9 protein-coding genes and 3 tRNA genes are annotated in these 12,565 nt (G+C 27.7%); all 12 read left to right on the top strand.

The window, feature by feature from the left end:
• Positions 1-242 precede the first annotated feature (242 nt).
• The 12 genes from VJI95_RS02930 (at position 243) to VJI95_RS02875 (ending at position 12,493) form a co-directional block, all read left to right on the top strand.
• A tRNA-Phe gene (locus tag VJI95_RS02930) sits at positions 243-318 on the top strand.
• A 3-nt stretch (positions 319-321) separates the two neighbouring features.
• A tRNA-Gly gene (locus VJI95_RS02925) sits at positions 322-396 on the top strand.
• Between the two features lie 9 nt (positions 397-405).
• Positions 406-479 (top strand) — tRNA-Cys (locus tag VJI95_RS02920).
• Positions 480-566: 87 nt separating this feature from the next.
• The gene (locus tag VJI95_RS02915) at positions 567-2,042 is read left to right on the top strand and encodes a UDP-N-acetylmuramoyl-L-alanyl-D-glutamate--2,6-diaminopimelate ligase (RefSeq protein WP_324010187.1); all 1,476 of its coding nucleotides are present in this window, start codon (positions 567-569) and stop codon (positions 2,040-2,042) included.
• A 73-nt stretch (positions 2,043-2,115) separates the two neighbouring features.
• Entirely contained in the window at positions 2,116-3,939 is a 1,824-nt protein-coding gene (asnB, locus tag VJI95_RS02910) for an asparagine synthase (glutamine-hydrolyzing) (RefSeq protein WP_324010186.1), read from the top strand.
• Between the two features lie 11 nt (positions 3,940-3,950).
• Positions 3,951-5,141, top strand: coding sequence for a carboxylate--amine ligase (locus tag VJI95_RS02905; RefSeq protein WP_324010185.1), 1,191 nt, complete (start codon positions 3,951-3,953; stop codon positions 5,139-5,141).
• Positions 5,141-5,824, top strand: coding sequence for an aspartate/glutamate racemase family protein (locus VJI95_RS02900; protein WP_324010184.1), 684 nt, complete (start codon positions 5,141-5,143; stop codon positions 5,822-5,824). The genes VJI95_RS02905 and VJI95_RS02900 overlap by 1 nt, the downstream gene beginning before the upstream one ends.
• Before the next feature lie 115 nt (positions 5,825-5,939).
• Positions 5,940-6,383 carry a Dps family protein gene (locus VJI95_RS02895; protein ID WP_323999952.1) on the top strand — a complete coding sequence of 148 codons (444 nt, stop codon included), beginning with the start codon at positions 5,940-5,942 and terminating at the stop codon, positions 6,381-6,383.
• A 389-nt stretch (positions 6,384-6,772) separates the two neighbouring features.
• Positions 6,773-8,476 (top strand): proline--tRNA ligase, encoded by a 1,704-nt coding sequence (locus VJI95_RS02890; RefSeq protein ID WP_324010183.1) that lies wholly within the window; start codon positions 6,773-6,775, stop codon positions 8,474-8,476.
• A 119-nt stretch (positions 8,477-8,595) separates the two neighbouring features.
• Positions 8,596-10,386, top strand: a complete 1,791-nt coding sequence (locus tag VJI95_RS02885) for an ABC transporter ATP-binding protein/permease (RefSeq protein WP_324010182.1) — start codon at positions 8,596-8,598, stop codon at positions 10,384-10,386.
• Complete coding sequence (locus tag VJI95_RS02880; protein ID WP_324010181.1) at positions 10,376-12,031, top strand: ABC transporter ATP-binding protein; 1,656 nt, start codon at positions 10,376-10,378, stop codon at positions 12,029-12,031. Before VJI95_RS02885 ends, VJI95_RS02880 begins: the two co-directional genes overlap by 11 nt.
• A 60-nt stretch (positions 12,032-12,091) precedes the next feature.
• On the top strand, positions 12,092-12,493 hold the full coding sequence (locus VJI95_RS02875; RefSeq protein WP_324010180.1) for a YbaN family protein: 402 nt from the start codon (positions 12,092-12,094) through the stop codon (positions 12,491-12,493).
• Positions 12,494-12,565 lie beyond the last annotated feature (72 nt).

The following is a 12,565-nucleotide window of genomic DNA, read 5'->3' as shown; positions in this document are numbered from 1 at the left end:
TATCTAAAAATTGAAATGAAAGTAAGTATAGAAATTATAAAAATTTTGAAAAAATTGAATATTATATGCCCAGATAGTGAAAAGTCGGTATAAGAGAGTAACCAAAATATCGAGATGAAATCGAAGATATTTTGAGTTAATATCTTAGTCTAGTGCGAAGCACGAGAGAATGAGCTATCTAAAAATTGAAATGAAAGTAAGTATAGAAATTATAAAAATTTTGAAAAAATTGAATATTATATGCCCAGATAGCTCAGTCGGTAGAGCAGAGGACTGAAAATCCTCGTGTCGGTGGTTCGATTCCGCCTCTGGGCACCATTTGCGGGAGTGGCTCAGTGGTAGAGCATCGCCTTGCCAAGGCGAGGGTCGCGAGTTCGAATCTCGTCTTCCGCTCCATTTCAATTTGGCGACATAGCCAAGTGGTAAGGCAGAGGTCTGCAACACCTTCATCTCCAGTTCAAATCTGGATGTCGCCTCCAAGGTCTCTTATGAGACCTTTTTTGTTTATGTAAAGAATAATAAAATAATTAAAATATTATATGGAGTTTTATAGATAGGAGTAAGATATGTTAGCTAATGAATTGTTATCTTATTTAAAGGTAAAAAAGATTTGTGGAAATATTGAAAATATAAATATAGAATACATTTCTCAAGATAATAGAAATATAAAAGAAAATACTGCTTTTATTTGCATAGAAGGTAATACTGTAGATGGACATTCATTTGTTGAAAGTGCCGTAAAAAATGGTGCAAAATTGGTGATAGCATCAAAAGAGGTATCTGACAAGTTAGGGGATATTCCGATTGTTTATGTTAAGGATACTTTAAAAGTTATGGGACTTCTAGCTAATGTGCTATATAAATGTCCAAGTGAGAAATTATTTATGGTTGGAATAACTGGAACTAACGGAAAGACAACTACAAGTTATTTAATTAATCATATTTTTGAAACTTGTAATATGAAAACAGGACTAATGGGAACTATACATCATAAAATAGGAAATAAGGTAATTCCTACTAAAAATACAACACCTATTTCTGTTGATTTGCAAGGATTTTTAAATGAAATGGTAGTTGAAAATTGCAAATGTTGTGTAATGGAAGTTTCATCACATGCATTGGCTTTAGATAGAGTTTTAGGTTGTGATTTTGACTGTGCAATTTTTACAAATTTGTCTCATGAACATTTAGAATTACATAAGACAATGGAAAATTATGCAAATACAAAGGAGCTTTTATTTACACAATTAGGACATAATTTAAAGAATGGAAAGTTAAAAACAGCTATTTTAAATAGTGATGATGAATATTCAAAAAGATTTGCTGAACATATTCCATCAGAAATTATTACTTATGGAATAAATGATAAAAACGCTGATTTTTTTGCTGATAATATTTCATTTGATGATTGGAAAATGAGATTTGATTTACATTTTTTAGATGAAGTATATAGAGTTGAAACTAATTTAGTTGGAGTTTTTAATGTATATAATGTGTTGGCTGCAATTTGTGCAGGATATGTAAAGGGAATTTCAATCTCAGATATATTAGAAGCTTTAAAGAGTTTTACAGGGGTAAGTGGTAGAATGGAAATAGTAGAATCAAATAGAAATTACAAAATAATAATTGATTTTGCTCATACTCCAGATGGACTTATAAATGTACTTGAAACTTTGAATAAAGTTCCTCATAATAAGATTATTACTATGATAGGTCATAGTGGTGGAAATAGAGATTCCAGTATGAGACCTGATTTAGGAAAAATAGCTTTAGAAAATTCTGATGAAGTTGTATTTACAGCAGATAATCCTAGACATGAGTCAATTAGCAAAATTGTAAGAGAATTGGTTTCTGAATGTGATAAGGGTAATTATACTGTTGTTGAAGATAGAAAAGAAGCAATAGAATATGCTTTTGAAATAGCAAAAGAAAATGATATTGTATTACTTGCTGGGAAAGGTGCAGAGCCATATCAAGTAATTGGTGATGAATATTTTCCTTATAGTGAGATAGATACAGTTAAGGAAATTTTAAAAAATTAGAAATAAATTGTTCTATATGATATAATTAATTAATAATTTGTTAATTCTTTTAAGTAGTATTTAAGGAGAAATTATGTGTGGATTTGTAGGATTTTACAGTAAAGATATAAAAGACGAAAATGTAATAAAAGAAATGAATAATCAAATTATTCATCGTGGTCCAGATAGTGACGGATATTATTTTGATAAAGGAATTAATTTTGGTTTTAGAAGACTTAGTATAATTGATTTACACGAAGGCTCTCAACCGATTTTAAATGAAAATAATGATGTAGCTATAATTTTTAATGGAGAAATTTATAATTATCAAGAAATTAAAGATGATTTGTTAGAAAAAGGATATAAATTTAAAACAAATACTGATACTGAAGTAATTTTACATGGATATGAAGAATACGGTGCAGAAGGTATTTTAGCTAAATTAAGGGGAATGTTTGCCTTTACTATTTGGGATAGTAAGAAAGAAAGACTCTTTGGAGCAAGAGACCATTTTGGAATAAAACCATATTATTATACAATGATTGACAGAGATTTTATTTTTGGTTCAGAAGTTAAGTCATTCTTAAAATATCCAAAATTTAAAAAAGAAGTAAATGAAAAAGCATTAAAGCATTATTTAGTTTTTCAATATAATCCTTTAGAAGAAACATTTTTCAAAGGTGTGAAGAAACTTAGACCTGGACATTATTATATTTTTGAAAATGGGAAACTTGAAATAAAGAGTTATTACAATTTAACTCTTGATTATAAGGAAATGACTTTTGATGAAGCTGTAAGCAAGATAGAAAAAGAAGTTGAAGAATCAGTTAAATATCACAAAATTAGTGATGTTGAAGTTGGCTCTTTCTTGTCAGGCGGTGTTGATTCAAGTTATGTTGTTGCAACAGCTATGCCCAACAAAACTTTTTCAGTAGGTTTTGATAATAAAGGCTTTGATGAAACAGTTTATGCAAAAGAGCTTTCAGATAAACTTGGAATAGAAAATTTTTCTAAAATAATTACTCCCGATGAATTTTTTGAAGGAATAAATAAAGTGCAATATTATTCAGATGAACCACATGCAAATCTTTCTTCTGTTGCTCTGTATTTTTTGTCAAAACTTGCATCAGAACAAGTTAAGGTAGTTTTATCTGGAGAAGGAGCAGATGAATTATTTGCCGGATATAATGAATATGCAGAAGCGCTCCCACAAAGAATTTATAAAAAATTACCATTTAGTTTAAGAAATAAGTTATATAAAAAATATAAAGATAAAAAGCATTTTAGTGGAAAGACTATCATAATGAAATATGGTCAAAAGGTTGAAGATAGATACATTGGGCCTGCAGAAATAATGTCTGATGAACAAGCTAATACACTTTTAAAAGAAAAATATCAAAATTCTGAAACATCAAGAGATTTAACAAAAAAATATTATGATGAAGTTAAAGATATGGATGACGTTTCTAAGAGATTATATCTTGACATGAAAATGTGGATAGTTGACGATATTTTGCTTAAAGCTGATAAAATGACTATGGCAAATTCTATTGAGCTTAGAGTTCCACTTTTAGATAAAAAGATGTGGGAACTTGCAAGAACAATTCCTGTAAGACATAAAGTTCATAATGAAATAACAAAATATGCTTTTAGAAAAGCTGCTTTAAACAAATTGCCCGATGATTGGGCTAAGAGAAGAAAGTTAGGTTTTGTCGTTCCTTTTGTTTTATGGATAAAAGAAGAAAAATATTATAATATTGTTAAAGAAACTTTCAATAAGAATTTTGTAAGTGAATTTTTTGATGTGGAAAAAATTAATTCACTTCTTGACGATCATTTTAATAATAAAAACAATAATGGTCGTAAGATATATACTATTTATACATTTTTAAAATGGTATGAACAATATTTTAATTAAGAGGTAAAAAGATGAACAAAGCTGTTGTTTTAGGTTGTAATTACTATATAGGACTTAGCATAATAAGATGTTTGGGACGTGAAGGAGTTCATGTTGTAGCTTGTGATTATGACTTTGATAATTCCTATGGAGCAAAGTCTAAATATATATCTGAATTTTTAAAAATTGATGATTTGAATAAATTTGGAGAAGAGGCTTTTATAGGATTAATTGAATATGGAAAAAAGCAAGATGAAAAACCTGTTTTACTCCCAACACATGATAAATATGTTGAATTTATAGATGAATGTTATGACGAATTGGAAAAATATTATTTAATTAGTCAAGCTAAAGGACTTAATTCAAAATTATTGGATAAATGGACTTTATATGATATTGCAAAAGAAAATGGAGTAAAAATTCCAGCAACAATTAATGCAAATGATGAAAATTTGGTTGAAAAAGTAAAAAATGAAGTTGGATTTCCTTGTATCATCAAGCCTGTTGATACTGTAGAATTTACTAAGATTTTTAGAAATAAAGTTTTTATCTGTAATAATGTTGAAGAGATGGAAAACGGAATAAAAAAAGCAAAGGAAAATAATATAGAAATCTTTGTTCAAGAAATTGTTCCGGGTTTTGACGATTGTATGTTGACTTATGATTATTACATTGATAAAAACGGAAAAACTACTCATTATATGACTGCTCAAAAACAAAGACAATGGCCGATAAATTTTGGAGCATCTGTTTTTACAATTCAAAAATACAATCAAAAATTAATTGATATGTCAAAGCCTTTCTTGGAAAATATAGGCTATAGAGGTTTTGGTGAAATAGAATATAAAAGACATGAAAAAACAGGAGAGATCTATCTGATAGAAATAAATGCAAGAACTACTAATTTCAACAATTTGATTTACAAAGTTGGAATTAATATGCCTTATATTGCATATCTTGATTTAACTGGAAATTTAAAAGAAAGTGATTGTAAATATATTGACTATGATACAAATTACGCTTTTATTTACGGTTTTGAAGATATGGTTGCAATTTGGCATTATAAGAAAACTAAACAAGTTGGAATTTTGAAATCTTTAAAGATTTCATTTTCAAGCAAATGGGCTCCTGCAATTTTTGCTACAGATGATTTGAAACCTTGGTGTTTCTTTAATAAAATTTTATTGGGAAAAGTTTTTAGAAAAATATTTAGGAGGAAATAGTGTACAAATTAGGAGTTATTGGAGGAATGGGACCTTTAGCAACTGTAAAATTCTATGATAAAGTCGTTTTAAATACTGAGGCATATAATGATAATGAACATATTGATTTAATAGTTTTAAACCATTCAACTATGCCTGATAGAACAAGATGTATCATAGAAAATAAAAATACTGAATTTTTAAATGAAATAAAAAAAGATTTGGAAATTCTGGATAAAATTGGTGTGGATATTGTTGCTATTCCTTGTAATACAAGTCATTATTTTTATGATGAGTTTAAAAACTTTGCAAATTTAAAAATTATAAATATGATTGAAGAAACAATTTTAGAAATAAAAAGAAGAGGAATAAAAAAAGTTGCAGTCTTTGGAACACTTGGAACTCTAAATTCAAAAGTTTATAATAAGTATGCAGAAAAAAATGGTATTGAAGTAAAAGAATTATCTTTAGAAGATAAAAATTCTGTTATGGATATTATTTACAAGATTAAGGAAACCAATAATTTAGAAAATAAAAAATTTGTTGAAATTTTAAATAAATATTGTGATGATGAAACCATTGGAATAATAGCTTGTACTGAACTTAGTCTTTTAGATATCTCTAAAAATATGAATACAATTGATGCTTTGGATGTTCTTGTAAACAAGAGTATTGAATATAGTGGAGCAAAGATTAAAAAATAAATGTGATTCTAACTTTATATTCTCAAAAAAATTAAAAAATTTATAAAATAACTTTATTTTTTAAAAATTTGGGTATATAATGCTTGTATATGATAAAATATAGGAGGATACAAAAATGAAAGATTTTAAAAGTTTAAATGTTTATTTATCAAACATTGCAGTTATGACTACTAAATTACATAACTTACATTGGAATGTAGAAGGAAGAAATTTCTATCAAACACATACCTTTACAGAAGGATTATATGACAAATTCTTTGAATGGTATGATGAAGTTGCTGAATCAATTAAAATGAGAGGTGGATTCCCATTCGCATCATTAAAAGAATATGTTGCTAATGCTACAATCAAAGAATTAGAATCTAAGAAAGTAACAGTTGATGAAGTTAATGAAATAGTTATGAATGATTTATCTACACTTAAAGAAGAAGCTACAAAGATTAGAGAAGAAGCTGATAATGATGGAGATTTCATAATTGTTGGAATGTTAGAAGACCATATTGGAGAATTAGAAAAGAATATTTGGTTCTTCAGAGCTTCTAAACCATGTTGTAAGTAAGAAAAATATTTTTAAAAATTTAGGTTGGAGATAAGTCTTCGACCTTTTTTTGTGAAAATTTTTAATCTTTTTATAGTTGACTTTTTTTACTAAATCTAATATAATTTACTCATTAAATATTTAGTGATGATAAGAAATAGTAAATTATTTATGTATATGTAGAGAGAAGTTGTTTGGTGAAAAACTTTTATGCAGGTAATTGAACCTATCTTTGAACTTGTATTAAAATTACAGGGTTGTGCCTTATAGCTTTTGAGTATAAATTAGAGTGGTACCACGGCTTTCGTCTCTTGGAGATGATTGCCGTTTTTTTATTGTGAAACTAGGAAAGCTATTTTTATAAAAATCGTCGCTGAAAAATTAATTTATTATTATGGAGGAATTATATTATGAAAATGAAAAGATATTATATGCCTACACTTAGGGAAGATCCTCAAGAGGCAGAAATTATAAGTCATAAATTGCTTTTAAGAGCAGGAATGATTAGAAAGAGTGCTGCTGGAATTTACTCCTATCTTCCACTTGGATACAGAGCAATTAGAAAAGTTGAAAATATTGTAAGGGAAGAAATGGATAGAATGGGTGGATATGAAATTTTAATGTCTGCACTTCAACCAAAAGAAATATGGGAAGAATCAGGAAGATGGCAAACTTTTGGACCAGAAATGTTTAAAGTTAAAGATAGAAATGAAAGAGAATTCTGTCTTGGACCGACTGCAGAAGAATATTTTACAACTTTGATAAGTGGAGAAATTAAAAGTTATAAACAACTACCTTTAAATATTTATCAAATTCAAACTAAATATCGTGATGAAAAAAGACCACGTTTTGGTATAAATAGAGCCAGAGAATTTTCAATGAAAGACGCTTATACTTTTGATGTAAGCCCTGAAATGATGATGGAATCTTATAAAGAAATGTGGAAAGCTTATGAAAAAGTATTTAATAGATTAGGACTTAATTATAAAATTGTTGCCGGAGATGCTGGAGCAATGGGAGGAAATAGCTCACATGAATTTGTCGCTCTTTCTGATGTTGGAGAGGGAGTTATTTGCTATTGTGATGAAAGTGGATATGCAGCAACAGACGAAAAAGCAGAAGTTATTTACAAAGTTGATGAAAGTGGAGATGAAAAGGAACTTGAATTAGTTTATACTCCAAATTGCAAAACAATAGAAGATGTTGCAAACTTTTTAAAACAAGAGGCTTCAAAATGTATTAAGGCGGTAGATTTAGTTGTAGCAGGAGAACCTATTGTAGTATTTGTTCCTGGAGATAGAGAGCTTAATATGACAAAACTTTGTGCTTATCTAGGAGTTCCAGAACATGAAGTTGAAATGATGGATGAAGAAACAATTTTACAAATTGGATCATCTGCAGGATATACAGGACCTGTAAACTTGAAAGTTAGAAAAATTTTAGATAAGAGAATTACTCTTATGAAAAATACTGTAGTTGGTGGAAATAAGGAAGATCATCACTATATAAACTGTAATTTTGGAAGAGATTTTGACGGAGAAATTGCAGAAGATTTACTTATGGTTCAAGAGGGAGATGTTTGTCCTATTAGTGGACATCCTTTAAAATTTGTAAGAGGTATAGAAGTTGGAAATATCTTCCAACTTGGAACAAAATATTCTAAGGCTTTAAATGCGACTTTCTTGGATGAAAATGGAGTTAGTAAATATTTTTGGATGGGAAGTCATGGAATAGGAATTACAAGAAGTATTACTGCGATTATTGAACAAAATAATGATGAAAAAGGAATTATTTGGCCAATTCAAGTTGCACCTTATCATGTAATTGTTACAGTTGTAAATATAAATGATGAAGAACAAATGGCACTTGGAGGAAAAATTCATGACGAATTAGAATCTAAAGGTGTTGAAGTTATGCTTGACGATAGAAAAGAAAGAATAGGTGTTAAATTTAATGATAGAGATTTAATTGGTATTCCTTTAAGAATAACTGTTGGTAAAAAAGCTAATGAAAATATAATCGAGTTTTCAACAAGAAGAGAAATGGAAAATGTTGAGATGTCTTCTGAAGATGCAATTAATAGAGTTGTAGAAGAAGTTAGGAAAATAAAATAATATTTAAATACCACATAATGTGGTATTTTTCAGACACATCAATTGAGATTGATTATATTTTTAAATTTATATTGGGTATCTTACAGATAACTAATATTAAATTGTTCAAGGAGTTTTTTATGGATAGTGATTTCAGTACAAAAATTCAAAAGCAAAAAATTAGTCGTGAAAGGCGAAAAGAATTAAAACATAGATTAAAAAAAGAACTGGGAGATAGGATGAGATTTGTCTATATATCATCTTTTTTGTCTTGGATTCAGTTTTTGATGAGAATAATTTCTTTTGGTTTTATTGCAAAGGGATTTTCTAATCTTTATCAAAAAATAGATTTTAATATTTTTGTTTATGCTGTAATTGCAATTGGCTTAAATCTTTTAGGCTTTGGAATTTCGATTCTTGCTAAAAGATATCAAGGGGTAGCTTCTCAGTTTGCTAGAGATAATTTGAAATCAAAGTTTTTTGACGCCTTCTCCAAAAGTGATGAAGAAGTTTTTAAAGGTTATTCTACAGCAGATGTACTTACTGTTGCGTCTCAAGGAATTGATACTTTGGATACTTTTTACAGCACTTATTTATCCACAACTTTAAGGACCTTTTTTAACTGTGGAACAATTTTATTAATTGTAACCTTTATTTATCCTTTGGGTGGTTTAGTATTTTTAATCAGTATTCCATTTATTCCGGTTTCAATAGTGTTAATACAAAAGCGTTCAGCAAAAATTATGCAACATTATTGGTCAACTTATATGGATGTAAGTAATTTATTTATGGACGATTTAAAAGGATTGAATACTCTTTATTCTTATAGTGCTGATGAAATTTATGAGAAGAAATTTAATGAGTCTGCTGAAAGCTTTAGACTTTCTACTATGGAGCTTTTGAAATTTCAACTTCAATCCGTTGGATATATGGATGGGGTTATGTATCTTGGAATTGCAATTTCAGGATTTTTAGCTGTTCTGTCAATATCAAAAGGCAATATGTCAATTTTTAATTTTATATTCTTTGTTTTGATTGCAACTGAGTTTTTTACGCCAATTAGAGAATTGGGATATTGTATGCATTTACTTATGATGAATACTAAAATGGCAGATAGAATTTTTACTTTTCTAGATAGTGTTAAAGGTGAAAAGAAATCAGAAGTTGTGAATATCAAATTAGAAAGTATAGATAATATTGAATTTAAAAATTTATCTTTTTCATATGATGATAGAAATGTTTTAAATAATATTAATCTAAGGATTACTAAAGGTAGTTTATTTGCAATAGCAGGAGAGAGTGGACTTGGAAAAAGTACATTTGCAAAGATCTTGTTTAAAAATCTTGAAGATTATTCTGGAGAAATATTAATTGATGGGAAATCTTTAAAAGATTTTTCAAGGTTAGATATAAATGCATTAGGTTTTTATGTATCTCCAGATTCTTATGTCTTTAACGAAAGCATTATGGATAATTTAAAAAAAGCAACAAAATTACCAGAAAAAGCTATATTAAACTGGATTGAAGAAAAAAATATTTTAAAATTTGTAAAAACTTTGCCTGAAGGTTTTAATACAATTATTGGTGAAAATGGAAGATTGATTTCTCCGGGACAAAGACAACAGATAATTTGTGTTAGAAGTTTGCTAGCAGATAGAAAAATTTATATTTTTGATGAAATGACTTCAAGTGTTGATACTGAAAATGAAATAGCAATTTTGGATTTAATCAAAATGATTTCTAAAAATTCCATTGTTATGTTTATTTCTCATAAGATGAAGCAAGTTAATAAAGCAGATTTTGTTTTATTTATGGGAAAAGAAAAAAGTTGGGATTTTGGAAAACCAGAAGATTTATACAATTCAAACTTTGAATATAGATTATTATTAGATAAACAAAATGAAATGGAGGAAATTTTAAATGAAAGATAGTTTAAGATTGGTAGCTAGACTTATAAATTTTATGAAAAAATTACTCCCTATAATTTTGTTAGCTGTATTTTTTGCGGTTTTTGGTTTTCTAATTACAGTATATATTCCTGCAAAAATTATTTCTTTGGGATTTGATGCACTTAGTGGAGAAAAGGTAAAAATAATATCTTTAATAGTTTTAGTTGTTCTTGCGATTTCAAGAGGACTTTTCAGATATGGAGAACATTATTTTGGACATTATGTTGCTTTTAAGGTTTTGGCTGACTTTAGAAGAGAAATTTTTTCAAAACTTAGACGACTTGCCCCTTCAAAACTTGACTCTCAAGACAGTGGGGCTCTATTGAAACTAATAGGAGAAGATGTTGAAGCATTGGAAGTATTTTTTGCACATACACTAGCTCCAATTACAACAGGTACTATTGTTTCAATAGTTTTAATTATTTATTATTTACAATATGATATTCTATTGGGATTAATTGCATTTTTAGTGTATTTTACACTTGCTGTTATTATACCTAATGTATTTTCTAATAAATTAAAACCGCATCTCGAAGTTCAACAAAAATATAGAAAATCATATACTTCCTATTTTTTAGAAAGTTTAAGAGGGATGAAAGATTTACTTCAACTTGGAGTTGAAAAAGATAGATTTAAAAACTTATCACAAGAGAGTAGGATTGTAAATAAAAAGGAAAGAAATGTTGCAAAATTAAATTTCCTACAATTTTCATTCAGCTTTTTAACAATAGGCTTTGGAGTTTTAGTTTTTTCATTAGTAAATTTTCTACTAGTTAATAATAATGTAATTAGTGTAAAAGATGCTGTAATTACATTGGTGGTTTTCAGTTCGTCTTTTGCTCCTTTTTTAGAGTTAAGCAGACTTCCTTTAGGACTTGGTCGTGCATTACAAGCAGCAAAACAAACTTTTAGTTTATTGGATGAAATCGAACCACTTAGAAATGAAGGAAGTAGCGAAATTGAAAAAATAAATGAAATAAAATTTGAAAATGTTGACTTTTCTTATCCTAATAGATATAAACTTATTTTTGAAGATTTGAATTTACATTTTGAAGATAAAAAAATTGTCGGACTTGTAGGAGAGAGCGGATCTGGAAAAAGCACATTGATGAAAATGGTAATGAAATGGTATATGGCTAAATCTGGAAAAATATTTTTAAATGAGGAAGATATTATAGAAATAGATAATAGAAAACTACAAGAAAAAATTGCTTATATTCCTCAATTTCCACAAATTTTTTCTCAAACAATCAGAGAAAATTTAGTTTTAGGAAATGATAAGATTACTGATGAAGAAATTTTAGAAATTGCTGAAAAATGTAGATTAAAGGATGTAATTTTATCAACTGAAAATGGTCTTGACACTAAAATAAACTCTGAAAAAGTAATTTTCTCAAGTGGAGAAATGCAAAGACTTGAACTTATGAGAGCATTATTAAAAAGAGCTGATGTTTATATTTTTGATGAGCCTACAAGCAATTTAGATACTTTAAATGAATCAGTAATTTTGAATTTGATTAAAGAAAATTGTAAGGGAATGGTATTTTTGATCTCTCACAGAATGAGTACTGTATCATTTTCAGATGTCATATATAAAGTAGAAAATGGAAAATGTTTTAAAATATAGTCTTGCAGATTAAGATGAAATGTGTTATCATTATCGTATAAAATTTATGCGAGGTAATGTATGAAAATAAAGATTGTAAAATATACTTGGATTATAATAGGACTGATATTTTTTGCAATAGGTACAATTGGTGTTTTTTTACCAATATTGCCTACTTTTCCTTTTTATATTGTAACATTGTTTTGTTTTGCAAGAAGTTCAAAAAAATTGCATAATTGGTTTGTTGAAACTAAATTATATAAAAATAATTTAGAAAAAATAGTAAACAGAAAAGGTCTTTTATTAAAACAAAAATTAAAGATAATATTCTTTTTTACCTTGACAATGGGAACGGGTTTTTATTTTATGAGAAACACAAAGATTGGAAGAATTATTTTATTTATAGTTTGGTTTTTTCATGTAGTGTATTTTATGTTTGGAATAAAAACAATAAAAAATGAAGAAGAAATAAAAAGTATTTAAACTGATATGAATTTTTAAAAATTTATATCAGTTTTTTCTTGCAAAAAAATATTTTTTAAATTTTTAAAAAAA

The organism is Parvimonas sp. C2 (assembly GCF_035282405.1).
Taxonomy (GTDB): Bacteria; Bacillota; Clostridia; order Tissierellales; family Peptoniphilaceae; genus Parvimonas.
The sequence above is the reverse complement of the archived record's forward strand: the minus strand, read 5'-3'. Positions and strand labels throughout refer to the sequence as shown.

Excerpts from the sequence above, each read along its gene's own strand:
- VJI95_RS02915 (WP_324010187.1), top strand. The coding sequence starts at position 567 with ATGTTAGCTAATGAATTGTTATCTTATTTAAAGGTAAAAAAGATTTGT.
- asnB (WP_324010186.1), top strand. The coding sequence starts at position 2,116 with ATGTGTGGATTTGTAGGATTTTACAGTAAAGATATAAAAGACGAAAAT.
- VJI95_RS02905 (WP_324010185.1), top strand. The coding sequence starts at position 3,951 with ATGAACAAAGCTGTTGTTTTAGGTTGTAATTACTATATAGGACTTAGC.
- VJI95_RS02895 (WP_323999952.1), top strand. The coding sequence starts at position 5,940 with ATGAAAGATTTTAAAAGTTTAAATGTTTATTTATCAAACATTGCAGTT.
- VJI95_RS02890 (WP_324010183.1), top strand. The coding sequence starts at position 6,773 with ATGAAAATGAAAAGATATTATATGCCTACACTTAGGGAAGATCCTCAA.
- VJI95_RS02885 (WP_324010182.1), top strand. The coding sequence starts at position 8,596 with ATGGATAGTGATTTCAGTACAAAAATTCAAAAGCAAAAAATTAGTCGT.
- VJI95_RS02880 (WP_324010181.1), top strand. The coding sequence starts at position 10,376 with ATGAAAGATAGTTTAAGATTGGTAGCTAGACTTATAAATTTTATGAAA.
- VJI95_RS02875 (WP_324010180.1), top strand. The coding sequence starts at position 12,092 with ATGAAAATAAAGATTGTAAAATATACTTGGATTATAATAGGACTGATA.